This is a genomic window from Selenomonas sp. oral taxon 892 str. F0426, assembly GCF_000468035.1.
Classification (GTDB): domain Bacteria; phylum Bacillota; class Negativicutes; order Selenomonadales; family Selenomonadaceae; genus Centipeda.
Genome location: NZ_KI260545.1, coordinates 130,180 through 155,158, shown reverse-complemented (window position 1 = coordinate 155,158; position 24,979 = coordinate 130,180). Strand labels below are relative to the sequence as shown.

At 57.1% G+C, this 24,979-nt stretch carries 23 protein-coding genes; 20 read left to right on the top strand and 3 right to left on the bottom strand.

Features of this window, described 5'->3' with window-relative positions:
* The first annotated feature begins 202 nt into the window (after positions 1-202).
* From HMPREF1992_RS09405 to HMPREF1992_RS09335, 15 genes are all read left to right on the top strand, one after another.
* Positions 203-1,231, top strand: coding sequence for a molybdopterin-binding protein (locus HMPREF1992_RS09405; RefSeq protein WP_021685664.1), 1,029 nt, complete (start codon positions 203-205; stop codon positions 1,229-1,231).
* A gap of 121 nt (positions 1,232-1,352) precedes the next feature.
* Positions 1,353-2,558 (top strand): gephyrin-like molybdotransferase Glp, encoded by a 1,206-nt coding sequence (glp, locus tag HMPREF1992_RS09400; protein ID WP_037359451.1) that lies wholly within the window; start codon positions 1,353-1,355, stop codon positions 2,556-2,558.
* A gap of 19 nt (positions 2,559-2,577) precedes the next feature.
* Positions 2,578-3,573 carry a GTP 3',8-cyclase MoaA gene (gene moaA, locus HMPREF1992_RS09395; protein WP_037359448.1) on the top strand — a complete coding sequence of 332 codons (996 nt, stop codon included), beginning with the start codon at positions 2,578-2,580 and terminating at the stop codon, positions 3,571-3,573.
* 1 nt (position 3,574) lies between these two features.
* Positions 3,575-4,498 (top strand): MOSC domain-containing protein, encoded by a 924-nt coding sequence (locus HMPREF1992_RS09390; protein ID WP_021685661.1) that lies wholly within the window; start codon positions 3,575-3,577, stop codon positions 4,496-4,498.
* Entirely contained in the window at positions 4,495-5,625 is a 1,131-nt protein-coding gene (mobB, locus tag HMPREF1992_RS09385) for a molybdopterin-guanine dinucleotide biosynthesis protein B (protein ID WP_021685660.1), read from the top strand. The genes HMPREF1992_RS09390 and mobB overlap by 4 nt, the downstream gene beginning before the upstream one ends.
* A 24-nt stretch (positions 5,626-5,649) precedes the next feature.
* Complete coding sequence (gene fdhD, locus HMPREF1992_RS09380; protein WP_021685659.1) at positions 5,650-6,450, top strand: formate dehydrogenase accessory sulfurtransferase FdhD; 801 nt, start codon at positions 5,650-5,652, stop codon at positions 6,448-6,450.
* A gap of 103 nt (positions 6,451-6,553) precedes the next feature.
* Positions 6,554-9,571, top strand: coding sequence for a formate dehydrogenase-N subunit alpha (gene fdnG / locus HMPREF1992_RS09375; RefSeq protein WP_021685658.1), 3,018 nt, complete (start codon positions 6,554-6,556; stop codon positions 9,569-9,571).
* Between the two features lie 85 nt (positions 9,572-9,656).
* Complete coding sequence (locus HMPREF1992_RS09370; RefSeq protein WP_021685657.1) at positions 9,657-10,529, top strand: formate dehydrogenase accessory protein FdhE; 873 nt, start codon at positions 9,657-9,659, stop codon at positions 10,527-10,529.
* A 36-nt stretch (positions 10,530-10,565) separates the two neighbouring features.
* Complete coding sequence (locus HMPREF1992_RS09365; protein WP_021685656.1) at positions 10,566-11,390, top strand: 4Fe-4S dicluster domain-containing protein; 825 nt, start codon at positions 10,566-10,568, stop codon at positions 11,388-11,390.
* Positions 11,391-11,395: 5 nt separating this feature from the next.
* Positions 11,396-12,091, top strand: a complete 696-nt coding sequence (locus HMPREF1992_RS09360) for a formate dehydrogenase subunit gamma (RefSeq protein ID WP_021685655.1) — start codon at positions 11,396-11,398, stop codon at positions 12,089-12,091.
* A gap of 121 nt (positions 12,092-12,212) precedes the next feature.
* Complete coding sequence (locus HMPREF1992_RS09355) at positions 12,213-14,225, top strand: penicillin-binding protein (protein ID WP_037359445.1); 2,013 nt, start codon at positions 12,213-12,215, stop codon at positions 14,223-14,225.
* A gap of 137 nt (positions 14,226-14,362) precedes the next feature.
* Positions 14,363-15,298, top strand: a complete 936-nt coding sequence (cysK, locus tag HMPREF1992_RS09350; RefSeq protein ID WP_021685652.1) for a cysteine synthase A — start codon at positions 14,363-14,365, stop codon at positions 15,296-15,298.
* 129 nt (positions 15,299-15,427) lie between these two features.
* Complete coding sequence (locus tag HMPREF1992_RS09345) at positions 15,428-16,411, top strand: endo alpha-1,4 polygalactosaminidase (protein ID WP_231366983.1); 984 nt, start codon at positions 15,428-15,430, stop codon at positions 16,409-16,411.
* Positions 16,412-16,501: 90 nt separating this feature from the next.
* Positions 16,502-16,795: a type II toxin-antitoxin system MqsR family toxin gene (locus tag HMPREF1992_RS09340; protein ID WP_021685650.1), complete on the top strand. Its 294-nt coding sequence runs from the start codon at positions 16,502-16,504 to the stop codon at positions 16,793-16,795.
* 192 nt (positions 16,796-16,987) lie between these two features.
* Positions 16,988-17,431 carry a type II toxin-antitoxin system MqsA family antitoxin gene (locus tag HMPREF1992_RS09335; protein ID WP_037359442.1) on the top strand — a complete coding sequence of 148 codons (444 nt, stop codon included), beginning with the start codon at positions 16,988-16,990 and terminating at the stop codon, positions 17,429-17,431.
* A 56-nt stretch (positions 17,432-17,487) separates the two neighbouring features.
* Here HMPREF1992_RS09335 and HMPREF1992_RS09330 read toward each other — a convergent pair whose 3' ends face one another.
* Together HMPREF1992_RS09330 and HMPREF1992_RS09325 are read right to left on the bottom strand one after the other, a co-directional pair.
* A complete protein-coding gene (locus tag HMPREF1992_RS09330; protein WP_021685648.1) occupies positions 17,488-18,657 on the bottom strand; it encodes a MalY/PatB family protein in 1,170 nt (389 codons plus the stop codon).
* A gap of 5 nt (positions 18,658-18,662) precedes the next feature.
* Positions 18,663-19,817, bottom strand: coding sequence for a PLP-dependent aspartate aminotransferase family protein (locus HMPREF1992_RS09325; RefSeq protein WP_037359439.1), 1,155 nt, complete (start codon positions 19,815-19,817; stop codon positions 18,663-18,665).
* 187 nt (positions 19,818-20,004) lie between these two features.
* On the opposite strand from HMPREF1992_RS09325, the gene HMPREF1992_RS09320 reads away from it, so the two are divergent.
* The 5 genes from HMPREF1992_RS09320 to HMPREF1992_RS09300 are packed head-to-tail and all read left to right on the top strand — an operon-like array spanning position 20,005 to position 24,134.
* Complete coding sequence (locus tag HMPREF1992_RS09320; protein ID WP_037359435.1) at positions 20,005-21,012, top strand: uroporphyrinogen decarboxylase family protein; 1,008 nt, start codon at positions 20,005-20,007, stop codon at positions 21,010-21,012.
* 13 nt (positions 21,013-21,025) lie between these two features.
* Positions 21,026-21,886 (top strand): transporter substrate-binding domain-containing protein, encoded by an 861-nt coding sequence (locus tag HMPREF1992_RS09315; RefSeq protein WP_037359432.1) that lies wholly within the window; start codon positions 21,026-21,028, stop codon positions 21,884-21,886.
* Positions 21,887-21,904: 18 nt separating this feature from the next.
* Positions 21,905-22,666: an amino acid ABC transporter permease gene (locus tag HMPREF1992_RS09310; protein WP_021685644.1), complete on the top strand. Its 762-nt coding sequence runs from the start codon at positions 21,905-21,907 to the stop codon at positions 22,664-22,666.
* Positions 22,650-23,357 carry an amino acid ABC transporter permease gene (locus HMPREF1992_RS09305; RefSeq protein WP_037359429.1) on the top strand — a complete coding sequence of 236 codons (708 nt, stop codon included), beginning with the start codon at positions 22,650-22,652 and terminating at the stop codon, positions 23,355-23,357. Before HMPREF1992_RS09310 ends, HMPREF1992_RS09305 begins: the two co-directional genes overlap by 17 nt.
* Positions 23,358-23,369: 12 nt before the next feature.
* Positions 23,370-24,134 carry an amino acid ABC transporter ATP-binding protein gene (locus HMPREF1992_RS09300; protein WP_021685642.1) on the top strand — a complete coding sequence of 255 codons (765 nt, stop codon included), beginning with the start codon at positions 23,370-23,372 and terminating at the stop codon, positions 24,132-24,134.
* Positions 24,135-24,213: 79 nt separating this feature from the next.
* On the opposite strand, the gene HMPREF1992_RS09295 is transcribed toward HMPREF1992_RS09300, so the two are convergent.
* Positions 24,214-24,945 (bottom strand): hypothetical protein, encoded by a 732-nt coding sequence (locus tag HMPREF1992_RS09295; RefSeq protein WP_021685641.1) that lies wholly within the window; start codon positions 24,943-24,945, stop codon positions 24,214-24,216.
* Positions 24,946-24,979: the final 34 nt, after the last annotated feature.

Here is a 24,979-nt window from a genome sequence, read left to right as displayed (position 1 = left end):
ACAGAAAAAACATTCTCATTTACGAAAAATCATAGAGAAAATTTATTTTATGTGATATACTTAATAAGAAGGATATATAAATGAGAATAATTTTTAGAGAAGTGTTAACTTCTCTAAAATCGAAAAAAATCAATATAAACTATGTCTTATGTCGTGTGCCTTTGGGGGAAGGTTCACGTACCGATGGAGCGGGGAGAGTACTATGCGGGAGGTTCGCGTTCAGGATGCGGTAGGGATGGTTCTCTGCCATGATATTACGGAGATTGTGCGCGGAGAGCGCAAAGGGGCGCGTTTTCGCAAAGGCGATGTGATTCGCGCGGAGGATGTTGAGGTATTGCTGCGCCTTGGCAAGGAGCATATCTACGTCTGGGAAGAGGACGAGAATATGCTGCACGAGAACGATGCAGCGGCTATTCTGCGTGACCTCTGTCAGAGCGAATACATGGCGGCGAGTGAGCCGAAGGAAGGCAAGATCGAACTGACATCGACGGTGGCGGGTGTCTTCGAGGTGCGCGAAAACGCACTTGACGCAGTGAACGAGATCGAGGATGTGATGATCGCGACGATCGCGCAGCACTTTCCGGTAAAGGCTGGAACGAAGCTGGCGGGCATGCGTGTGATTCCGCTTGTCATTGCAAAAGATATTATGGAAAAAGTGCGCGTAACGGCGGGTGATGAACCGCTGCTGCGCGTTTTACCGTATAAAAAAATGAAGGTCGGTGTTGTGACGACCGGCTCGGAGGTTTTTCACGGGCGCATCAAGGATACCTTTACCCCCGTACTTGACACGAAGCTGCGTGCGTTTGGACTGAAGGTGGATGAACACCGCCTCTCAGACGACGGGACGGAGCACACACGCGCGGCGATTGCGGAACTGCTGGAACTCGGCATGGACATGGTGCTCTGCACGGGCGGTATGAGCGTCGACCCTGACGACCGTACGCCCGCTGCGATCAAAGCTACGGGGGCGCGTGTGGTGACGTACGGTGCACCTGTGCTGCCGGGAGCGATGTTCCTGCTTGCCTACTATGAAAAGGACGGACGACAGGTGCCGATCATGGGACTGCCAGGCTGCGTTATGTATTCGCCAGCGACGATCTTTGACATCATTCTGCCGCGCGTCGTTGCGGGCAGTGAGTGGACAAGGCGCGAGATCACGCGCCTCGGCATAGGGGGTCTCTGCATGGAGTGCAAGGTCTGCCACTATCCTGTATGTCCGTTTGGGAAATGAACAACACATTTTGACTTTCAGAAAAAACTGTGTCAAAGTGACATTTGATACAGACATAGTGCACAAAAAAATATATATACTATAATTATAAGATATAACTATCATAGAAATGGGGGGCATCATGCAGGACATCGAACTCGAGCAGGCCGTAGAAGTGCTGCTCGCACATACGCAGGCGGTCAGTGAGACGGAGCGTGTTCCCCTGTTGGATGCCGTAGGCCGTGTCGCAGGAGAGGATCTGCTCGCGGGCTTTGACAATCCGCCGTTTGACCGTTCGCCGCTCGATGGCTATACCTTTGCGGCGGCAAGTACGGCGCGTGCCACGGCGGAAAGCCCCGTTGCACTGCGCGTGATCGGCGAGGAGTGTGCGGGCGATTTCTTCGCGGGGCAGGTCGGTGCGGGCGAATGTGTCCGCATCATGACGGGCGGTGCGATTCCGAAGGGCTGCGACTGTGTGGTGCGGCAGGAGGACGTGCGCGAGGACGGGGACACAATACACGTTCCGTTCACCTCCGAGCCGTACGAGAACTACTGCTACGCAGGAGAGGATATCAAGAAGGGAACGCTGCTCCTCCGGCAGGGGCAGCGCATTCGTGCGGCGCATCTGGCGGTGCTCGCGAGTGAGGGGTACGGTGATGTTCTCGTCTATCGGCGCGTGCGCGTCGCGGTGGCGAGTACCGGAGACGAGCTGCTTCAACCGGGCGAGCCGCTGCGCCCCGGCAAGATCTACAACAGCAATCTCTACTTGCTTGCGGGGCGGTTGAAGGAGCTTGGAGCGGAGGTCACCGTCCTTGGTGCTGTGCCCGATGACGTTGAAAAGGCGGCAGAGATGATCGCCTCCTATGCGGACAAGGTGGATCTTTTCCTGACCTCGGGCGGTGTGTCCGTGGGCAAGAAGGATATCATGCACGGCGTTGTGCCCGCGCTTGGCGCCGAGCGGCTGTTCTGGCGCGTCTGCATGAAGCCGGGTGCGCCCGCGATTGCCTATACGCGCGGGAAAATGCTTGGGCTTGCGCTCTCGGGCAATCCATTTGCCGCCTACGCGACATTCGAACTGATGGCGCGTGCGGCACTGGCGCATCTCGCGGGTGAGACGGAGGTTACGCTTTCGCGCCGGCGAGCCGTGCTTGCGGATGCGTTCCCAAAGGACTGCCCCGGACGGCGCTTCCTGCGTGCACGGATCGAGGCGGACGGACGCGTCTCACTGCCCGACCAGCACGAGTCCGGATCGCTCTTTTCGGCGGCGGGCTGCGATGCGTTCGTGGATGTGCCGGCGGGGACGAAGCCGCTGGCGGCAGGGACAGAGGTAGAGGTCGTAATCCTTTAATTTTAGATAGAAGGCCATTATGCAGGATCAATTTCAGAGGAAAATTGAATATCTGCGCATTTCGGTAACGGACTGCTGCAATCTGCGGTGTCGCTACTGCATGCCGGCACACGGTGTGAAGAAGCTCGCACATGCGGACATTCTTTCCTATGAGGAGATCCTGCGCAATGTGCGTGCACTCGCTGGCATGGGGATCCGAAAGGTGCGCCTGACGGGCGGCGAGCCGCTCGTGCGGCGGGACATTGTACATCTTGTGCGCGGACTGAAGGAAATCAATGGCATCGAGACGGTCGCCATCACGACGAACGGTGTCCTGCTCGGTGAGATGATGGACGAACTGCTTGATGCGGGTCTGGATGCGGTGAATCTCAGCCTCGACACGCTCGACGGCGGCAGATTCTTGTCCATCACGCGCCGCCCGTCCTTCGGTGCGGTCATGGAGTCGCTCACACGGCTGACCGAGGAGAAGCGGCTTGATGTCAAGATGAACTGTGTGCCGATTGCGGGCGTCAACGATGATGAGATCACGGCGCTTGCGGCGCTTGCGCGGGACTATTCCGTAAAGATGCGCTTCATCGAACTCATGCCGATCGGCTGCGCGCGCACGGAGGGCTATCAGGGCGTACCGATGGACGAGGTGCGGGCACGGCTGAAAGCGGCGTTCGGTGCGCTGCTCCCCGTGGGCGAGGCGACGCATGGAAACGCTGTCCCCGTGGGGCCGGCTGCCTATGTGCGACCCGCCGGGTTCCGTGGAGCGCTCGGCTTCATTGATGCGATGGAGCATAAATTCTGCGATACGTGCAACCGCGTGCGCCTAACGGCAGAGGGCTTTTTGAAGCTCTGCCTCTACAGCAGTGCGGGATTGGATACGCGCGCGCTCCTGCGCGGCGGGGCGACGGATGAACAGTTGGCGGACGCAATCGCGCACGCGGTTTGGAAAAAGCCCGAGGAGCACTATTTCGAGATGGACACGGAGACGCGCGACCGGCGCGCCATGTATCAGGTTGGGGGTTAATATGGGAGAGATCCGGGCGCTCTGTATCAGCGAGAAGCGCGGTACGCAGAAGCACGCGTTGGATCGCGTCTTCTTTATGACGGAGTTTGGCATCGACGGTGATGCCCATGCGGGCGACTGGCACCGTCAGGTCAGCCTTCTCGGTCTTGGTGAGATTGATGATTTCCGTGCACGCGGTGCGGATGTAGACTTTGGCGCATTCGGCGAGAATGTCGTTGCCGAGGGGTTCCGTTTCAAGGAGCTGCCGATTGGGACGCGGCTGCGCGTCGGGGATGTCTTCCTTGAGATCACGCAGATCGGCAAGGAGTGCCACAGCCACTGCCAGATCTATCATCAGGTCGGTGACTGCATCATGCCGCGCGAGGGAGTCTTTGCGCGTGTCCTGCACGGCGGGTGGGTGACGGTCGGCGATCAGCTGGAGATCACGACGGAGAAGATTCCGCTCGATGCTGCCGTCATCACGGCGAGTGACAAGGGCGCACGCGGTGAGCGCGAGGATGCGAGCGGTGCGGCGATTCGTGAACTCCTGACGGAGGCGGGGTACCACGTCGCGGGCTTTAACATCGTACCCGACGAGAAGGAGCAGCTTGTGCGCGAGATGACGCTCTGGGCGGAGCGCGGCGTGGGGCTGATCCTCACGACGGGCGGCACGGGGTTCTCCGTGCGCGACGTGACCCCTGAGGCGACGCGCGAGGTGATCGAGCGTGAGACACCGGGCATCCCCGAGGCGATGCGGGCGCTCTCCATGCAGGTGACGCCGCGTGCCATGCTCACGCGAGCAGCGGCGGGCATTCGGAAGCGCTCGCTGATCGTCAATCTGCCGGGCAGTGAGAAGGCGGTACGCGAGTGTCTCACGTTCATCCTGCCGCAGCTGCAGCACGGCATTGAGATCCTGCGCGGCGATACGGGTGAGTGTGCGCGATGAGTCCCGCCGATCTTACGCTCATTGTCGCGGCAGGCGGGAAGAGTACGCGCATGGGCACGGACAAGCGATTTCTGCCGCTGAATGGCGAATCGCTGCTGGCCCGCACGCTCCGCAAGGGGCGTGCGGCGGGATTCCGCTCCATCGTACTCGCGGCAGAGGGCGATCGCAGTGATCTCACGGCACTTGCGGAGGAGTACGGGGCGCAGCTCGTCACGGACAAGCTGCCGGCGCAGGGACCTGCGGCGGCGATTGCGGCAGGTCTTGCGGCTGCGAAAACGAAGTGGGCGCTCGTCCTCTCGGCAGATATGCCCTTCTACGAGTTCGAACTCGTGCGGGCACTCCTGCCGGAGGCAGAGGGAGAGACCCAGGTCGTACTGCCGACCCTCTTCGGCTACTGGCAGCCGCTTGCCGCACTCTACCGACGGGATGCAGGCACGGCGTTTGCCGCTGCGATTGCACAAGGTGACCGCAAGCTCGGCATCATCCTGCGGGACCTCGTCGTACGGGAACTTCCGCTCACGGTGGACGCAGGGCTGTTCTTCAATGTGAATACGCCCGCTGCCTATCGCCTTGCACGCGGTCGTCTTGCGAACGAGCAGCGCGCGTGCCCCATTCTCTCCATTGCCGCGCCCGCTTCGGGCACGGGCAAGACTACCTTTATCGAGCGGCTCATCCCACTTCTGCGCGAGCGCGGTGTGCGTACAGCGGTCATCAAGAGCGACAGCCACGGTTTTCAGCTTGACACAGCGGGCAAGGACACAGCACGTTTTTCGGCGGCGGGAGCGGAGGCGGTTGCCGTAAGTTCTCCGGATGGATATTTTATTCAGCAAAAAACGAAAACCCGGCAGGATTTTCAGAATCTTATTGCGAAAATGATTCCTAATAGTGTGGATTTATATATAACGGAGAGTCGTTCACGCGGTGTTTTGCCGACACTGATGCTCTATCGCGGGCTGGGAGTGCCGGAGATCGACGAGCGCGTTGCGGCGCTCTTTGCAAAGGATTATGCGGATGAAGGCATTCTGTGCACGGATCTGGACGATATGGAGACGGCGGTGCGCCTCGTGCTTTTCCTCATGGGACGCCCGCTCTACGGTGCAGACGGTACGATGTTTTTGACAATGTAATGGTTGGAATGGAAAAACAGGGAAATGGAAATTCAGCGCAGCGACTTTATCGACGTTCCCGTAACCCGCTATGTGTCCGAGGGGAATACCTTCGTCTCGGATCATAAATATACATCCGAGGAGGTCTACTTCGACATCGACCTCAACGGGGAGAATCTTACAACGGCGTTCTGCTCACCCGTGGACTTTGAGGATCTCGTTGTCGGTATGCTTGCCCAGATGGGGCGTATCCGCACGTATGATGACATCATGAAGATGACGGTGGACGCAGAGCACCTCTCTGCTGCGGTGCGTACCACAGAGGACGCGCAGCGCTGGGCAGAGGAAGCCGTTCGGAACCCGCGGTATTTCTCGGCGCGCAGGATTTTGAAGCTGCGCCCGGAGGAGATCTTTGAGCGGCCGCGCGACGTACGCTTCTGCGCGTCCGATATTCTCGCGACGGCAGATGAGCTGCTCGCAGGTCTCTCGAAAACGCACGATCGGACGAACGGCGTTCACAGTGGAGTGCTGTTCGATCAAACGCATAAGAAAATCCTTGTCTTCCGTGAGGATGTCGGCCGCCATAACGTCTTTGACAAACTCTATGGCTGGGCGCTCAAAAATCACGTGGAGATTTCCGATAAAATCATCGTCTTCAGCGGGCGCTGCTCGTCGGAAATGATGCTAAAACTTGGGCGTATGGGCATTGGTGCAGTCGCGGCGAAATCTGTGCCGACGACACTCTCGCTGAATGTGGCACATAAGCTTGGAATTACGCTCTGTGCACGCATGGCACCGGGGTCGTTCTGTGTATATGCGAACCCCGAACGCATTGTGCTCGATTAATCATGGGGAGAACAGGGGCAACCTTGTTTTTCATAGATGTTACTGATTCTGATTTAGGAGAGTCTGTCGGCGGTTTGTCCGCCGATACGAAAGGAGAATCACGATGAACCTTAGCAGACGTGACTTTCTAAAAGCCACTGGGCTAAGCGGCGTCGGGCTGGCTCTGGCGAGTCTCGGCCTTGATGTCGCAACAGTCGAGGCGGCTGCGAAAGAGTACAAGCTGACGGGCGGTCGGGAATTCACCTCCGTCTGCCACTTCTGCGCCTGCGGCTGCGGAACGATCGGCTATGTCAAGGACGGTAAGCTGATCAACCTCGAAGGCGCGGCAGATCATCCCGTTAACCGGGGGGGGCTCTGCCCGAAGGGCGTAGGCTACGGACACATCCCGAACTCGGCAGAGCGGCCGAAGAGTCCGATGTATCGCGCACCTGGCAGCGATCACTGGGAGGAGATCAGCTGGGAGGAGGCCATCGACCGTGCAGCGCGTGCGCTCAAGAAGGCGCGTGACGAGAACTGGATCGGCGAGGATGAGGTCAAGGGCCAGAAGTTCATGAGCAACCGCACGGATGCCATCGGTCTGATCGGCGGCTCGCAGATCAACAATGAAGAGTGCTATCAGATCATCAAGATGGTGCGCGGTCTCGGCGTGGTCAAGCTTGACAACCAGACGCGTGTCTGTCATGCAACGACACCGCCTGCGCTCGGTGCTGCATTCGGACGCGGCGCGATGACCGGCTCGTGGTACAACCTCAAGCATGCAAAGCTCATCTGGATTGAGGGCTCAAACATGGCGGAGTGCCATCCCATGGGGATGAAGAACGTCATGAAGGCAAAGGACAACGGCGCGATCATCGTCCATGTTGACGTGCGCTATACCCGTACCTCGCGTGTGGCAGATCATTTCTTCCAGCTTCGTACTGGTACAGATATCGCATTCCTCGGAGCAATTATAAATTATATCATTCAAAATAAGAAATATGATGCTGACTATCTGCGCCGCAACACGAACGCATTCTGCCTCCTGCGCGACGACTACAACTTTGATGCGGGCATCTTCTCTGGCTATGACGAGAAGACGCGCACCTACGACAAGACGACGTGGGGGTACAAGCTGGGGCCGGACGGAAAGCCGATGAAGGCATCGTCGATGGCGGCGCAGGGCACGGTCATGGATCACCTCGCGAAGCACTTCTCGCGTTACACGTTCGAGAAGGCATCGGCGATCACGGGCATGCCTGTGGAGGACATCCAGAAGGCGGCGGAGATCTTCTCCTCGCATACGCCGACAGTTATGATGTACGCGCTTGGCATGTGCCAGCATACGATCGGTGTCGGCAACATCCGCTGCTTCACCATCATGCAGCTGCTGATGGGCAACATCGGCGTCTCGGGCGGCGGCATCGATGCGATGCGCGGTCAGCCGAACGTGCAGTCCTCCACAGACTACGGCATCATGTTCCAGTATCTGCCGGCATACCTTTCGTATCCGACGCATAAGACGAATTCCCTCGCGAAGTGGACGCAGAGCAACGGTACGGCCAAGGCGAAGAACCTCAAGAATCTGCTCAAGGCATGGTTCGGCGATGCGGCGAATGCGTCGAACGACTATATGTTCAACGCCCTGCCGATCCGCAACGGCACGCACAATGACTCGCTCTATGTCATGTTCGAGAAGGCAATCGAGGGCATCGTCAAGTGCATCTATGTCTGCGGACAGAACCCGCAGGTGTCGAACGCGAACCTCACGATGATCAATGCAGGTCTCAAGAACCTCGACACACTCATTGTGCAGGATGTCTTCGTCAACGAGACGGCGGCATTCTGGGAGCGTCCGGGCGACAATCCGGCGGACATCAAGACTGAGGTCATCTTCCTGCCTGCTGCCTCTTACCTTGAGCGCTGCGGCACGATGACGAACTCGCAGCGCATGATCCAGTGGCGCATGAAGGGGCCCGATCCGGTAAATATGTCGCGCCCCGACTACTGGATCATCGACAAGCTCTGGAAGCGCATCCGCGAACTCTACAAGGATTCGACCGACCCGAAGGACAACATCATCAAGCTCCTCACATGGAACTACGGCGACCCAGAGAACGGCGAGACCTATGTTGAGAACGTCATGAAGGAGTGCAACGGCTACGATCTGAAGGACGGACATCTCCTGCGCGGGATCCGCGAGATCCGCGACGACGGCACGACGATGGCGGGGATGTGGATCTTCACGGGCGTCTATGGCGACGGCGTGCACATGGCGCGGCGCCGCGGACAGGAAGACCACGGCGACATGGGGATCTACCCGAACTTCGCATGGGTCTGGCCGGACAACATCCATATGCTCTACAACCGCGCTTCCTGCGATGAGAACGGCAAGCCTGTCCGTCCGGGGCAGAAACTCGTCTGGTGGGATGAGGCGAAGGGGATGTGGGACGGCTACGATGTTCCCGATGTCGGCGACCGTACGCAGGGGCCGAACACTCCCGCAGGGCAGAAGCCGTTCCGCATGAACGCTGAGGGCATCGCTCGCATCTTCGCCGCTGAGTACAGCGATGTGGAGAACGGCATGACGCGCGACCACTCCTCGACACCGGTCGATGGACCGCTGCCTGAGTTCTACGAGCCGGTCGAGAGCCCGACGAAGAATGTCATGAACGAGGGGCAAAAGACCGAATTCAACCCCTGTGTCATCTACCCGCGTGTGCCGGAGTATCACAAGATCGGCACGCCTGACGAGTATCCGCACGTCCTATGCTCCTCAAGCCTTACAGAGCACTGGTGCTCTGGCACGGTGACACGCAACATTCCGTACCTCAACGAGCTGGTCAAAGAGCCGTTCGTCGAGATGCCGGAGCAGCTTGCCGTCGAGCTCGGTATTCGGGGTGGTGATCTCGTCCGTGTCAGCACAGCGCGCGCGAGCATCGACGTGAAGGCGATGGTTACGAAGCGTGCACAGCCGCTCATGATCAACGGTAAACTTACACACATGATCTGGATCCCATACAACTGGGGATTCAAGAGCCTCTCGACAGGCCCCTCGGGCAACTACCTCACCATAGACGCGCTCGACCCGAACGCACAGGAGCAGGAGTTCAAGGCCTGCCTCGCCAAGATCGAAAAACTGTAACGTCCTCTGCGGCAGTCCGCATAGGACCGCACCGCATAAAGAACAGCACAGGAGTAACGTCTGAAACGACGTGGAGAGCCCTTTTATGAAAGCAAAGAAAATCGACCCGATGAAGCGCTTCCTCAAGCAGCATCCGTTTCTCGCAGAATCTGAGCGTGTGCACCGCCTCGTTGCTGAGGCAGTCGGCACACCCGAGACCATTCAGCTGCCCGAACGCGCCGTTCAGAAGACGATCGCGGAGCGTCTGCCCATCCTCCAGCAGGAGACCTACCGCCGCCGTATGGTGCGTGCAGTCTACATGATACAGGAGGAGGTCTTCGCTCGGATTGCAGAGGCGGATGTTCCACCGCTCATGCAGGAGTCAGCGCGCGAGTACCTCGCCGTGCTGAAGAAGCTGCGCAAGGCGGCGAAGGAAGAATTCATCATCGCCGTGCTTACGCAGGACAAGGCGGCATTTTCCGCGCTCGCCGAGCAGCACGCCCTCAATGAGGGCTTCATCCGCAGCACGATCTGGCGCATCATTGCCGCACTCGTGCCTGCTGCGCTCAAAGAGCCGGCGGTGTGGGATCCCGATCCCGATACGCCGCAGTTCCGTGAGAATTTCTGCCCCGTCTGCGGCCGCCGTCCGGTGCTCGCAGAACTGAGGAAGTACCGCGAGGGACGCACGCGTGACCTCATCTGCGGCGGCTGCGGCACACGCTGGCTTTATACCCGCGTTGGCTGCGCCTACTGCGGCAATGAGGACCTCGGGAAGATGCATACACTCGAACCCACGGACAGCGACCTCATGCGTCTCGACATTTGCGATGCATGCGGCAGCTACATCAAGACCTACCGCGGACCGGCGGGCGGCAGCGATGCCGATGCGATCTACCGGCAGGACTGGGCGAGTGTACAGCTTGACCTCCTCGCGGAACAGCAGGGCTTTCAGAAGAAGGGAAATACAATTTTAGAGTAAAATACTTGAATCTATACAAGGAGAGGAGCGAACGTCATGACACAGGAAATCGCAATGCTGCATGATATGTCGCGCTGTACTGCGTGCCGCGGCTGCATGGTAGCTTGCAAGCAGTGGCACGATCTGCCGCCGGACATGGATACTCCGTTCGAGGGGCAGTACCAGTCCCACAAAGACCTTACGCCGCGTGTCTATACGCTCATCGAAATGAAAGAACGCATCGATGACCGGGGCAAGTTCCAGTGGGACTTCTTCAAGAAGAACTGCTTCCACTGCGGCGACCCCGCCTGCGCGAAGGGGTGCCCCGAGAACGCGATCAATCGCAACGAGAACGGCACCGTCGTCATCGATGAGTCGAAATGCGTCGGCTGCCACTACTGCGAGCACAACTGCCCGTGGCACATTCCCAAGATTGACGAGATCCGTCATAAATCCACGAAATGTGATCTCTGCTATGACCGCATTGCAAAGGGACACGAGACGACGGGTGAGATCCTGAAACCTGCATGTGCCAAGACCTGTACTTCGCACGCGCTGGAATTCGGTACGATCGAGGAGATGAAGCAGCTCGCGGCGGAGCGCCTGGCGCTGATCCAGCCGAATTTCCCCAATGCCAACATCTACTGTCCCGAGGGTGTCGGCGGCACACATATGATCTACGTGCTGCCAGATAAGCCCGAGGCCTTTGGTCTGCCGGCGAACCCTGTTACGCCGCTTTCCATCGACCTTTGGAAGGCGGGCCGCGCCTTTACGAAGCTCGCTATTGGCGGCGCTGCCGCAGGCATTGTCGGTGCGATGGTGTTGAGCAAGATCGTCAAATCGCGTGCTAAAGAAGGCACGAAGGAACAGGAGAAGGGGTGAGCACGATGTTGATCAATAAAAAATATGTGCCGCGCCATCAGAAAACATTTGCGCTTTGTCACTGGATGAACGCATTTGCGTTCTTCATGCTTTTCCTCACGGCGCTGCCGCTCTACTCAGACACGTTCCGTTTCATGTACGATGTCTTTGGTGACAAGACGCTCATGTACGCGCATCGCATCTTCGGTGTTCTGTTCATTGCGACCCCAATCATCGGCTTCTTCATTGCACGTGAAGGCTACCTGTTGATGATCAAAGAGGTCTTCCGCTTCGGCTCGAAGGATATGGAATTCATGCAGAAATTCCCGCTTGAGCTGATGGGCAAAGATCCCGAGATGCCTCCACAGGGCTTCTACAATGGCGGTGAGAAGATGAACATCGCCCTGCAGCTTGCCCTTGCCGTTGTTATTGCCGTCTCGGGTGTCATCCTCTGGATCGGCGACAGCTTCCTGCCGGCGGCCATCACCGCATATGCCATCCCCGTACACAGCATCGCGGCATGTGTCTGCTTTGCTGCAGCACTCGGACATATCTATCTCGCCGCTGGGGTCAACCCTGACTCTCTCCACGGCATGAAGGACGGCACGATCAAAGCATCGTATGCCGCACATCACCATGGTGCATGGGTGAGCGAACTCATCTCCCAGGGCGTCGTAACGCGCGAGGAGATCGAGCAGGCTGAGAAGGAAGATCATCACTGATTTTCTTGCTTAATGTAATAAAAGTTGCTGTAATGCCACGGCGTATTGCAGCGACTTTTTTTTCATGTGCAGTTATGGTATGATGTCACGGGAAACAATTCGAGGGGAGGGCATAGAGAAAATGAAAAATGTTCGGGCGACAGTTCAAGGGCGTATTGCACGCGTTGCCATTCTGATGTTTGCCTTTCTCGTCATCCTAACATTTCGCTACGCTTATCTGCAGGTTGTGCAGGGAGATGCGCTCGCACAACGCATGCGTGACCAGAGTGGCTATGAATTCCGCATCCAGTCCCTGCGCGGCGCGATCCTCGATCGCAATGGCAAGGAACTCGCGGTCAGCAGCATGACGAAATCGCTGTTTATTGACCCAAACCATGTTTACGATTCGCACGATCCTGCGGAGATTGCTGCCGATATTGCACCCCTCCTCGGACTCACGGAGCAGGAGATCCTCGACGACATTTCTGTCGGTGGAGGCTTCGTCTGGGTCAAGCGACGGCTTGAGCATAGTGAATACGAGGCGGTGCGCGCCGTCATCCGTGAGAAGGGCTACAGTGACTGCCTCGGATTTCAGAATGAGGCAAAGCGCTATTATCCGAACGATGCACTTGCGGCGAATGTGCTTGGCTTCGTCGGCACGGACGACGAGGGACTCGACGGGGTGGAGCAGGCCCTCGACCCCCTGCTCAAGGGGGAGATTCGAGAGGAGCGTCTGACGGTCGACGGACAGCGGCGGCCAATCCTAGACTCCATCTTCTTCGGACGGCGCACGTATCGCGGCGACTACTGCAAGACGGCGGTACTGACGATTGACAGTACGATCCAGTTCATGGTAGAGCAGGAGCTCGACCGTGCGATGGCGGAGAACAATCCATCCTCCATCACGGCGATTGTCATGGATCCGAAGACGGGTGAGATCCTCGCGATGGCATCGCGCCCCTCTTACAACCCGAATCGTTTTTGGGACTATCCGCAGGAGAATTGGAAGAATCGTGCCGTCTCTTTTATCTATGAGCCGGGCTCGACCTTCAAGGCAATCGTTGCAGGTGCTGCACTGCAGGAAGGAATTGTAACACCGAATCAGGTGTTTTTTGATCCTGGTTACGTTATGGTTTCCGGGCGGCGCATTCAGAACTGGAGCAATGAGAGCTATGGTGCAGTTACCTTCACCGATATTGTAAAGAACTCTCTCAACACGGGGTTTGCTCAGGTCGGACTCTCGCTCGGCGCGGAAAAGCTCATGCACTATACACGTATTTTTGGCTTCGGCGAACAGACGGGGATCGATCTGCCGGGAGAGGAAGAGGGAATCCTCTTCAAGGCCGAGGATATGCGTGACTCAGATATCGCGACGACTGCCATCGGACAGAGTATTGCCGTGACCCCGCTGCAGCTCGTGACTGCAATGTCCGCAATCGCAAATGGCGGGACCCTGATGCGGCCGCATATTGTGCGTACAATAAAAAATCCAGACGGCTCGATCTATGAGGAGCGCAAGCCGCAAACGATTCGTGAAACCCTGCAAAAAACAGTGGATCGAACGCTCATCGGTCTGCTCGAACAGGTCGTTGCGACGGGCGGCGGCTCCAAGGCTGCCGTTCGCGGCTACCGCATTGCAGGAAAGACAGGAACGGCACAGAAGATTCGCCTCGATACCTCGGGCTATATGGAGGGGCGCTACATAGCCTCATTCTGTGGCTTTGCGCCTGTCGAGGATCCGATCTTTACCGTACTCGTCATGATTGACGACCCACGCGGCGGCAATTTCTACGGCGGGCAAATCGCAGCGCCTGTCGCCTCGCGTATCTTTGCGCAGCTCCTGCGGTATGCTCATGTGGAACCGTCGAGCAATCCATTTACAAAAGATGCAGAGGATACATCATCAAAAACCGCCTCTGCAGAAGAGAAGAGAATTGAGGAGCGGCGCATGGAGACCGTAGCAATGCCACCTGAAGGAAAGGCACTCGTACCCGATTTCACGGGGCTGTCAATACGTGAGGCAGCGCGCCTCGCTGAACAGCGTGGACTCCTCTTCGAGAGTGAGGGGACGGGGGCGGCCGTCTCCCAAGACCTCAGTGTCAATGATATTGTTGAGCAGGGCACGCATGTAAAGGTCTATTTTGAACCGACGTAAAGAAGTCGCTGTGCGAATTTTATTTCGCGCAGCGATTTCTTTTTCCCCTTGACATATTTCTCAAAAACGAGTAAAATATAAACATACTTTTTTGATATGTTTACATAGATAATGCGTTTATAAAAGGAGAATGAATCATGGCAAATATTTATCAGTCGGTCACAGAACTCATCGGACATACACCTTTACTTGCAGCGAAAAAATTTGCAAAAGCGCACGATCTTCCGGCAAACATTCTGGTGAAGCTTGAGTATTTTAACCCAGCGGGCTCAGTGAAGGATCGCATCGCGATCGCTATGATCGAACAGGCAGAGCGCGACGGCAAGATTGCGCCAGGGGCGACGCTGATCGAGCCGACGAGCGGCAATACAGGCATTGGCATCGCTGCTGTTGCGGCCGCACGCGGCTATAAGGCGATTCTTACGATGCCTGAGACGATGAGCGTGGAGCGCCGTAACCTCCTCAAGGCGTATGGAGCAGAGATCGTCCTGACAGACGGATCGCAGGGAATGAAGGGGGCAATTGCACGTGCTGAGCAGCTGCAGAAAGAGATTCCTAACTCGTTCATCCCTTCGCAGTTTGAGAATCCTGCAAATCCTGCGGTACATGAGCGTACGACAGGCCCTGAGATCTGGGAGGACACAGATGGACGTGTGGATGTTTTTGTTGCCGGTGTCGGTACGGGTGGGACAGTCTCGGGTGTTGGACACTATTTGAAGAGCAAGGCGCCTTCCGTCCACGTTGTCGCAGTGGAGCCGGTTGACTCTCCTGTGCTCTCGGGAGGCAAGCCGGGGCCGCATAAGATTCAGGGCATCGGTGCAGGATTTATCCCCACAACACTCGACACAAAGGTTTATGACGAGATTATTCAGGTGAAGAACGAAGATGCCTTTTCCTATGGCAGGGAGTTCGCACGCCGTGAGGGGGCGCTTGTCGGCATCTCTTCGGGGGCTGCGCTTGTTGCTGCGGTACAGCTGGCACGCCGCCCCGAATTCGCGGGCAAGAACATTGTTGTTCTCCTGCCCGACGGCGGTGATCGCTATCTCTCGACGGATCTGTTCCAGGATAAGTAAGGAACCGCTGATAAAATGAAGACCGTCAAGGTGACGGTGCTGATTATCAGCTTTCGTAATCTGCACAAGGCTGCCTATTGAGCGTTTTGTTGCTCTGCGGCGGCCTTTTTGCGTCAGGAGTGTTCTATGGTGTCGATTCCCAAATTGTTTCTCACAGTTGTCATTGGCTTTGGGCTGTGTCATTTTTCCGCAGCGGAAGGCGACGCAAAAATATCTGCACCGGAGACGGAGATGGTTGATCTCGCGGCAGAGATCGGCAGCTATGTGCGCGAAAGAAAGCCGGACTTCCTGCTCATTGGCAATGGAGGAGTGGGATTGCTCGAAGTGACGGAGGACAATGCGGAAGAGAATGTAGCACGGCTCATCCGTGTGCTGGACGGCTTCTTTATGGAGTCCCGCTTCTACGACGGCCGTACGGAGAACGGGGCGGAGGCAAGGCGCAACAATCGAGCGACGGATGAATTTCTCACCGCTATGCTCGAAAAACCGCTGCGCGCAGAGCGGCAGGTCTTTACCCTCGACTATGTGAAGGGTAAAAAAATACACACCGCGCAGGAGATGGGGGCTGCGGCGGGCTATGTCTCCGATGGAGGGGATACAGCCCTCGATGTAATTCCGGATCGTCGCCCGATGTATGAGAATACGGGCAATGTCACACAGCTGAAAGAGGCAAAGAATTTCCTCGTTCTGCTCAACCCTGAGCACTACAAGACTCGGGAATTGTACATTAAGGCACTCTCTGAGACGAACTATGACCTCCTCATCGTCGATCTCTACTACGGGGATCGTCCGCTCTCCAAGGAAGAGACGATGCGGCTCAAGCGCAAGGCGAACGGCGGACAGCGGCTCCTCCTCTCCTACATGAGCGTCGGTGAGGCGGCGGACTACCGCACCTACTGGCAGCCCTCGTGGACGGATGAGCGCCCGCACTGGCTCGCGGAGCCGAACCCCGAGTGGCCGGGCAGCTACAAGGCACGCTATTGGTCGCAGGAGTGGCATGACCTCCTCTACGGCAGCCCTGATGCCTACCTTGACAAGATCATGGCGGCGGGCTTCGACGGTGCTTTCCTCGATGTCATGGACGCGTGGCAGTATTTTAGGGAAAATGAATGATAGGGCATCCCCACTGAAATTTTTTCGGTGGGGATTGTATTTTACACCAATATGGTGTAAAATAAAGAAAAAAGAAAGGAGGAAATCTATGTGGAGAAAAAAAAGCCACATCATGACTTGGAAAAGTTTAAGCAATCGGATTATAGAGTAACGAATACTGCTCTACAAACAGCAGCGGAAATCGGGTATTTGGAAGCGGATATTTATAGAGTTGTCGCGGCAATGAAACGAGAACAGTTTTATAAATCGATGACGGCGTATTACGACCATGCTAGTTGGCATGATGTCTACCATGTCCCGGATGGGGATTATATCATTTACATTAAATTTACGGCAAATAACTGTATTTCAGAATTTACATTGCTATCATTTAAAGAAAAATAATACTACTAAAGAATCACTGATAAAATAGACACTTAGATTGGCGTAGATTTTTCTGTCCGATTGAGGAGGAAAAACGGACTCATAGCCAAATCTATGTGGATGATTTACCGACAACAAGCGGGCAAAAAAGATATGTCAAGATGCGCGGCTGAGTTTATCAGTGCTTCCCTAAATTCAAAGAAGGGATGGATTATGAAAAGGAGAGAGGTTGAGGAAGTCGTTATCAGTTGTGAGACGGGTGAAAAGCTGCGTCGTGATATCAAACCGATGACATTGACATATCATGGTGAGAGTATCACCTTTGATATGCCCGGTTGGTACTCAGTCGATGGCAAGACTGGCGAACATTCCCGGGAGGATATGAAATGCTCAGATCGGGCGCTGCATATTCTCAAAGCACGCGTTGAGGGACTTCCCCTCCCCACCGAAATCCGTTCGATTCGGAAGAAATTCCAACTGACGCAGGAACAGGCGGGGACAATCCTCGGCGGCGGAGCACGCGCATTCCAGAAGTACGAGTCGGGCGAAGTTCTGCCGAGCAGGACGATGGCGAATCTGCTGCTGCTCCTTCAGGAGTATCCGCAGGGTCTTGAAATTCTGCGGGCACGGCGTAAGGAATTGGAAAAAATCGGATAACAAAAAAATAGGAGACACGGCGAAGATGCTGTGTCTCCTATTTTTTCTGTCGTTGTTTAGGCGAATGCTTCGGTGAGATTTTTGAGCCCCTGTTCGAGCGTTTTCCACGGACAGGCGATGTTGATGCGCTGGAAGCCGCTGCCACCCGCACCGAAGATGGGGCCGTCGTCGAGCCAGAGATGCGCGTCGCGGATGATTTTCTCGTTGAGCGCCTCATCCGAAAGCCCGTAGGCAGAGAAGTCCAGCCAGAGGAGATACGTCCCCTCGGGTTCGATGAGCCTCACCTTCGGCAGATGCTGCGCGAGAAATGCCTTTACACGCGCGGTGTTTTCCTCGAGATAGGCGAGGAGCTCCGTGAGCCACGCTGCGCCGTGCTCGTAGGCTGCCTTTGCGCCTGCAAGACCAAGCGTGTTCGGCTCGTCGTAGCCCGTGCGGCTGAGTTCCTGCTGGAAGCGGCGGCGCAGCGTCTTGTTTCGGATGAAGATGTTCGAGATCTGGAGCCCTGCGAGGTTGAAGGTCTTGCTCGGTGAGGTACAGGTGATGGTGATGGCGGCAGCCTCCTCTGAGAGCGAGGCGAACGGGATGTGACGAAAGCCCGGGCGAATGAACTCCTCGTGAATCTCGTCCGCAACGACAATGACGTTATGCCGCAGGCAGACGGCGGCGATCTGTTCGAGCTCCGCACGCGTCCAGACACGCCCGACGGGATTGTGCGGGCTGCATAGGATAAAGAGCTTGACGCCGTGTGCGACGATCTTTTGCTCGAAGTCGGCGAAGTCGATCTGATAGCGCCCCTCTATGAGCTGCAGGGGATTGTCGATGCGTGTGCGGCCGTTGTCGCGGATGATGTTCGCAAAGGGATAGTAGACGGGCTGCTGGATGAGTACGGCGTCTCCTGGCTCGGTAAAGGCGCGGATGGCGGTCGCAATCGCAAAGACAACGCCGGGGGTGATGATGAGCTCGCTCCGTTCGATGTCCCAGGCATGGCGTGTGCGGAACCAGTTCCGAAGGACGGCAAAATAGTCATCCTTGATCTGTGTATAGCCGAAGATACCGTGCTCTGCGCGTGCTTTGAGTGCGTCAATGACGGGAGCAGGAGCGCGGAAGTCCATGTCTGCCACCCAGAACGGCAGGATATCTGCGGGATAGCCGCGTTCGACGGCAAAGTCGTGTTTCAGGCAGGAGGTATTCCTGCGGTCGATGATTTCGTCAAAATTGATGGGCATGATGCTTATCCTTTCTGTGCCGCCTTTTTCAGTGCCTGTGCCAGATCCTCTTTTAGATCCTCTACATCCTCAAGTCCCACGGAGAGGCGGAGGAGGCGGTCGTCGAGTCCTGTGCGCGTGATGAGGTCGCGGGGCATCTCCGCGTGCGTTTGGACGATGGGATAGGTGAGCAGACTCTCAACGCCGCCGAGGCTTTCGGCAAATGCGATGAGTTTTAGATGGGCAAGGACGTTTTGCGCGGTCTCAGGCGTTTTCACCTTGAACGAGATCATGCCGCCGCAGCCCGTGCTCTGGGACTGGTGGAGTGCATACTGGGGATGGTCGGAGAGACCTACATAGTAAACATCGGTGACCTCTGGCAGTGTGCGCAGCCACTGGGCGATGGTGAGCGCACTCTCCTCTTGACGCTCGACGCGCACGCCGAGTGTCTTTAGGCTGCGCAGCATGAGCCACGAGTCCATCGGAGAGAGGTTTGGCCCCTCGGATTTGACGAGCAGCTCGATCTCCTTCGCGAGGTCGGAGTCCGCATCCCGCACTGTGAGCGTGCCGCAGATCACGTCATTGTGACCGCAGAGATACTTTGTGCCGCTCTCTAGGACAATGTCTGCGCCAAGTTCGAGCGGCTTTTGGAAATGCGGCGAGAGAAAGGTGTTGTCCGCGGCGAGGAGCGCGCCATGTGCGTGCGCGATCTCTGCGAGTGCGCGGATGTCGGTGACGAACATCATGGGGTTCGAGGGCGTTTCAATGAAGATGAGCTTCGTCTCTTTCCGCATCCGTGAACGGGCGAGCGCGATGTCGCGCATGTCGATGTACTCGAAGTCAATGCCGTAGCGGCTGTAAATCTCGTTCGCTAGCCGCATCGTGCCGCCGTAGAGATCCTCCGGCAGGAGCACATGGTCGCCTGCCCGGCAAAGAGCGAAAACAAGGTTGACTGCTGCCATGCCTGAGGAGAGCGCCCACGCGCGTCCGCCGCCCTCGAGGAGTGCAATCGTCTGCTCGAGCGCTGTGCGCGTCGGGTTTGCGACACGTCCATAGTCATAGCCTGTGCTCCGGCGGAATGCCGGATGGCGGAACGTCGCGGACAGATAGACGGGCGTCGTGAGCGCGCCCGTTGCGTCATATGTGTGGCAGCCGTGTACTTCGGCAGAGAAATCTTTCATCATATATCCTCCCTAACTTATCCGATATGTATTGCTTGCTTTTTACATTATAAAGGGATTGCCACGCATATGTCAATCAAAAAATATATAAAACATGCTTGACAACTATGTTAATCCGTTGTATGATGTCGACACGTTAAATGAAAAACATATATGCAAACAAGATTTTAAAGAATGGAGTGTCGTTATGGGAATATCGAAAAAAGAACTGGTTATGAATGCAATGGATCGCAAAGAGGTAGAGCGTGTGCCTGCGGGTTTTTGGTTCCACTTCCTCGACGATGAGATTCACGCGGATGCCTACACGCATCCGGAACTTGAGAAGAAGGTCTTGGACGGCGAGATTCGCTTCATCGAGGAGGCGCAGCCCGACTTCGTCAAGATCATGACGGACGGCTTCTTCTCCTATCCGAATCCGGCGGTGCAGGCGGCGCGCACGGCGGCGGAGCTCGCAAAGGTGCAGCCGCTCCCGGACGATCATCCCTTCTTTACGCGGCAGGTCGCCTACGCGAAGGAGATTACGCGGAGGTACGGCACGGAGGTCGCGACGTTCTACAACATCTTCTGCGCGGGGACGACGATCAAGTTTATGCAGCCGGGTACGCTCGCGGAGGATGAGGCATTTCTCGCACAGCTTGTGCGTGAGGACAAGGAGGCGGTAAAGCAGGCATTCGCCGTGATCTCCGCTGATCTCGCAAAACTCGCGCATCGCATGATCACAGAGGCGAGCGTGACGGGCATCTATTTCAGCCTGCAGAACCTTGTTGGTGAGGGGGCTGACCGCGCCGTCTATGAGGAGGTGTTCGCGCCGGGCGAAAAGGAGATCCTGCGCGCCGCGAATGCGGTGAGTTCCTACAATATCCTCCATATATGCGGCTATGCAGGGCACCGCAACGAACTCGAATGGTACAAGGACTACGATGCCAAGACGATCAATTGGGCGGCGGTGGTCGAGGGGGTGCCGCTTGAAGAGGGGCGCAGAATTTTCCCGCAGCACGCGCTGCTCGGAGGATTCGGCAATCTGCCGACGGACATCCTCTATAGCGGCACACGGGCGGAGGTCGAGGCAGAGACGCAGCGCATTCTCGCGGCGGCGGGGCGGACGGGCGTCCTTCTCGGCGCGGACTGCACTGTGCCCCGTGACATTGATTGGAAGCGTTTTGACTGGGTACGCGGCGCAGCGGGCGCGCGATAAAGGAGAGAATGACATGAATTTCAAGAAAATCGGCAAGGCGGCACTTACGGGGCTTCTCACAGCGGCACTCGCGGCAGGCCTCGCCGGCTGCGGCAAGGAGAGCTCGGATGGAGCGAAGTCCGCAGACGGCAAGAAGACAATCACGGTCGCGCACACGAACTACTATGTGCCGTATGACTACGTGAATGAGCAGGGCGAGTCGGACGGCTTCGAGGTCGCTGTGATGAAGGAAGTGGCGAAGAAGCTGCCACAGTATGAATTCAAATTCGTGCCGACCTCGGATGACGATCTCCTGATCGGTGTCGAGTCCGGAAAGTACACGGTCGGTACGAAGGGCATCTGGATCACGGAGGCACGCAAAAAGAAGTATGTGTTCCCGCAGAACAACATCGGTGCGAGTGTGATCGGCCTCGCGATCCGCAAGGATACGGCAAACGAGATCAAGGATCTCTCGTCCTTTGCGAAGTTCAGCGGCAAGCTCGTCCCGATTGCGCCGCAGGATGCGCGCTACATGGTCATCGACACCTACAATAAAGAGAACCCCGACAACCAGATCAAGCTGACCTCGTCCGAGTCGTTCCAGAATGCGGATGCATACAGCTGGGTCATGGAGGGGCGCTATGACGGCTATCTTGAGGTCGAGCTGAGCTACAAGAACAACATTGAGAAGGCAGACGCGCCCTACCATGCATTCAGCGACAAGCTGACCTACATCCGCTACAAGGGGATTCCGACCTATCCGATCTTCAACAAGAAGGAACAGGCCTTTGCAGACGAATATGACAAGGCGATCGAGGAACTGCGCGCCGAGGGAAAAATTGCGGAACTCGAGCAGAAATATTTCGGGGAGAGCCTGTCGGCATACCTGAACTGATGAAAGGAGGCACACGGGATGGAAACACGGGCATTTGACATTGGGATGATCGGGCAGGTTCTGCCGCAGCTCCTCGCATATCTCGATGTGACGCTTCTCGTGGGCTTCGTCAGCATCACGCTCGGTTCGCTGCTCGGCGGCGTGCTTGCGTGGGCAAACATCGGCGGCTCCATGCCGCTCCGGTGGGCTGCGCTCGCTTATGTGTATGTTATGCGCTGCACGCCGTCCATCGTTCTGCTCTTTATCGTCTTCTACGGGCTGCCGAAACTCGCGTTTGCGCTCTTTGACTACGATATGAATGCGCTGCACCGCGCCGTCTTCGCTGTGATCACGTTCACGCTGCTCTTCGGCGCATACATCTCCGAGGTTTTTCGCGCGGCCTATACGGCTGTTCCGCGCGGGCAATACGAGGCGGCAGTGAGTGCGGGCCTGACGCCGTTTCAGGCATTCCGTCACGTCATGTTCGGGCAGGCGGCCATCATCGCCCTGCCGAATTTCGGCAATGCAGCCATCAATCTGCTGAAGGAAGGATCGCTCGCGTACACGATCGGCCTCATCGACCTGATCGGCAGGGGCAACCTCATCATCGCACAGAACTTCGGTGCGTACGGGATCGAGGTCTATCTCGCCGCGATGCTCATCTACTGGGTGCTGGTACTCATCCTCGAGCAGATTTTTGGCGCAGCGGAAAAGCACCTGGATAAAGGAACGAGTCTGCGCGCCGCGGCCGTGAAGCGACGCACAGTGAAAGGAGGGGAAGCCGTTGGAACTGGATCTTGACTTTATGCAGGAAACCTTTCTGCTCGTGTGGCAGGGGGCGGGTGTGACGCTCGCACTGACCGCGCTTTCCCTTGTACTCGCCGCGCCCGCTGCATTCTGCTTTGCCGTCCTGCGCGTGCGCGGGCAGGGCATCGGCGGGACGATTGCGCGGCTCTATGTTTCCTTTGTGCGCGGCACGCCGCTCATCCTTCAGATTCTCCTGCTTTACAGCCTTCTGCCGAGTCTCATCAATGCGCTCATCAAGGATCTGGGGCTGGATATCAACGTATTTGAGGCGGTTGATCCGTTTTACTACGCCGTCTTTATCTTTACCGTCAACACGATTGCCCTGCTCACGGAGGCGTTTCGCTCCGCTCTGCTCGCCATCCCGAAGGGGCAGTTCGAGGCAGGCCTTGCGGGCGGGCTGAGTGCATTTCAGACCTATGTGCACGTCATCATCCCGCAGGCACTCGTCGTCGCGCTGCCGAGCATCGCGAACATCACGGTCAATCTCATCAAGGGCACATCGCTCGCCTTTCTCATGACGGTCAAGGACATCATGGCAGTCGGCAAGATCGCCGCGTCCTACGGTTATAACTACATCGAGGCATATCTCGATGTGTTCTTTGTCTATCTTGTCCTCTGCACCATCGTTCAGCTGCTCTTCGCGGCGGCGGAACGGCGTGTCGGAGCATTCCGCGGTCAGAACTAGGGAGGCGGCGTTATGTTGCTGGAAGTAAAAAATGTGCGAAAGAACTTTGAAAACACCGAGGTGCTGAAGGATGTCAGCCTCTCCGTCACAAAGGGAGATGTTGTCGTTATCCTCGGACCGAGCGGCTCGGGAAAGACCACATTCCTGCGCTGTCTCAACTTTCTCGAGCGTGCTGACGGAGGGACGATGGACTTCCACGGGGCGCAGCTCTCCCTTCGGGATGCCTCGCATCGGGAGGTTGCGGATGTGCGGAAAAAGACCGCGTTTGTCTTTCAGAACTACAATCTCTTTGCCAACAAGACCGCGCTCGAGAATGTGACGCTCGGGCTGACCGTCGGACGCGGCATCCCGAAGGGGGAGGCGCATGCGATCGCGATGGAGGCTCTGCGGAGGGTCGGCATGGCGGAGCGCGCGGACTACTACCCCGCGCAGCTCTCGGGCGGGCAGCAGCAGCGCGTCGGCATCGCACGCGCGATTGCGGCAAAGCCCGATGTCATCCTCTTTGATGAGCCGACCTCTGCGCTCGATCCCGAGCTCGTGGGCGAGGTTCTGCAGGTCATGAAGCAGCTTGCCCGGGAGGGGACGACGATGATCGTTGTCACTCACGAGATGAAGTTCGCGCAGGATGTCGCGACGCAGGTCGTCTTTATGTCGGACGGCGTCATCGTCGAGGCGGGCGGGGCGCACGAGATCTTCACCGCGCCGCGCGAGGAACGCACCCGCCGTTTCCTCCGCCGCATTCTCCCCGAGGAGTACGAACCGGCGGTACTGATCTGAGCGGCGATACAATAGAAAATAAGGCGGCAGTCCGGCGAGGTTTTCCTCGCGGGCTGCCGCCGTTTGCGTGCAGTGCTTCCTATGTATCGCTTGTACTCTTATTGCTTGGGACGACGATTGTGCTGCGGTCTGCGTGTTTCTTTGCAGCGGCAGTCTTTTGGTACTCTCTGAGGGCGGCGAGTGCGGTTAGATCATCCGGCTGCGCCGCTGCAAGTGCGGCTCGTTCCTTCTCCTGCGCCTTTGTGATCTCCGCATCGCGGTCGGCACGCTCCTGCAGCGCCTGTCCGCGCAGCTTTCGGATGTGCTCGTCCTTTGCCGCCATTGAGCCTTTCAAGAAACTGATCTGACGGTGGTAGAGGGAACGCTGTTTGCTGATTTCATCATCCGTCACAAGTCCGTCCCTTACGAGCTGTTCGAGCGCATCCACCTTGCCGTGCAGCTCGCTCAGCTTGTCCTCGTCCGTCATGCCCGCACGTTTCAGATCGTTCGCCTGCTTCTGCAGCTTTGTCTTATCCTCGTCCGTGAGGCTCTCATCCGTCTGAATGCGCTTCTCAATCTCCGCTGCCTGCGCCTTCTTTGCCTTCTTGTCGGCGATTTCCTTCTCGTTTGCCGCAAGTGCCAGCTCTGCAGGGGTCAGATCCTCCTCCATATCTGCGCTCTCGTTCAGGGATTTCCCCTTTGCGCTGATATAGACCTCGACCGCGCGGCTCAGGATATCTGTCACCGTGCTTTTCTTCTGCTCCGATTTTCCTGCCGCTGCGTTCTCCGTATGCAGGAATGGGAGCTTACCTGCATTCTCTCCAATACGCATGTTACCATCTCCAATCCGTGGGATACAATTCCTT

What these genes read in the sequence shown, in the direction of transcription:
- HMPREF1992_RS09310 (WP_021685644.1), top strand. Translation starts at nt 21,905, where the DNA reads ATGGAAACACGGGCATTTGACATTGGGATGATCGGGCAGGTTCTGCCG.
- HMPREF1992_RS09390 (WP_021685661.1), top strand. Translation starts at nt 3,575, where the DNA reads ATGGGAGAGATCCGGGCGCTCTGTATCAGCGAGAAGCGCGGTACGCAG.
- fdhD (WP_021685659.1), top strand. Translation starts at nt 5,650, where the DNA reads ATGGAAATTCAGCGCAGCGACTTTATCGACGTTCCCGTAACCCGCTAT.
- HMPREF1992_RS09365 (WP_021685656.1), top strand. Translation starts at nt 10,566, where the DNA reads ATGACACAGGAAATCGCAATGCTGCATGATATGTCGCGCTGTACTGCG.
- HMPREF1992_RS09405 (WP_021685664.1), top strand. Translation starts at nt 203, where the DNA reads ATGCGGGAGGTTCGCGTTCAGGATGCGGTAGGGATGGTTCTCTGCCAT.
- HMPREF1992_RS09330 (WP_021685648.1), bottom strand. Translation starts at nt 18,657, where the DNA reads ATGCCCATCAATTTTGACGAAATCATCGACCGCAGGAATACCTCCTGC.
- HMPREF1992_RS09320 (WP_037359435.1), top strand. Translation starts at nt 20,005, where the DNA reads ATGGGAATATCGAAAAAAGAACTGGTTATGAATGCAATGGATCGCAAA.
- HMPREF1992_RS09325 (WP_037359439.1), bottom strand. Translation starts at nt 19,817, where the DNA reads ATGAAAGATTTCTCTGCCGAAGTACACGGCTGCCACACATATGACGCA.
- HMPREF1992_RS09370 (WP_021685657.1), top strand. Translation starts at nt 9,657, where the DNA reads ATGAAAGCAAAGAAAATCGACCCGATGAAGCGCTTCCTCAAGCAGCAT.
- HMPREF1992_RS09335 (WP_037359442.1), top strand. Translation starts at nt 16,988, where the DNA reads ATGAAAAGGAGAGAGGTTGAGGAAGTCGTTATCAGTTGTGAGACGGGT.
- HMPREF1992_RS09295 (WP_021685641.1), bottom strand. Translation starts at nt 24,945, where the DNA reads ATGCGTATTGGAGAGAATGCAGGTAAGCTCCCATTCCTGCATACGGAG.
- glp (WP_037359451.1), top strand. Translation starts at nt 1,353, where the DNA reads ATGCAGGACATCGAACTCGAGCAGGCCGTAGAAGTGCTGCTCGCACAT.
- HMPREF1992_RS09300 (WP_021685642.1), top strand. Translation starts at nt 23,370, where the DNA reads ATGTTGCTGGAAGTAAAAAATGTGCGAAAGAACTTTGAAAACACCGAG.
- fdnG (WP_021685658.1), top strand. Translation starts at nt 6,554, where the DNA reads ATGAACCTTAGCAGACGTGACTTTCTAAAAGCCACTGGGCTAAGCGGC.
- moaA (WP_037359448.1), top strand. Translation starts at nt 2,578, where the DNA reads ATGCAGGATCAATTTCAGAGGAAAATTGAATATCTGCGCATTTCGGTA.
- HMPREF1992_RS09355 (WP_037359445.1), top strand. Translation starts at nt 12,213, where the DNA reads ATGAAAAATGTTCGGGCGACAGTTCAAGGGCGTATTGCACGCGTTGCC.
- HMPREF1992_RS09360 (WP_021685655.1), top strand. Translation starts at nt 11,396, where the DNA reads ATGTTGATCAATAAAAAATATGTGCCGCGCCATCAGAAAACATTTGCG.
- cysK (WP_021685652.1), top strand. Translation starts at nt 14,363, where the DNA reads ATGGCAAATATTTATCAGTCGGTCACAGAACTCATCGGACATACACCT.
- HMPREF1992_RS09315 (WP_037359432.1), top strand. Translation starts at nt 21,026, where the DNA reads ATGAATTTCAAGAAAATCGGCAAGGCGGCACTTACGGGGCTTCTCACA.
- mobB (WP_021685660.1), top strand. Translation starts at nt 4,495, where the DNA reads ATGAGTCCCGCCGATCTTACGCTCATTGTCGCGGCAGGCGGGAAGAGT.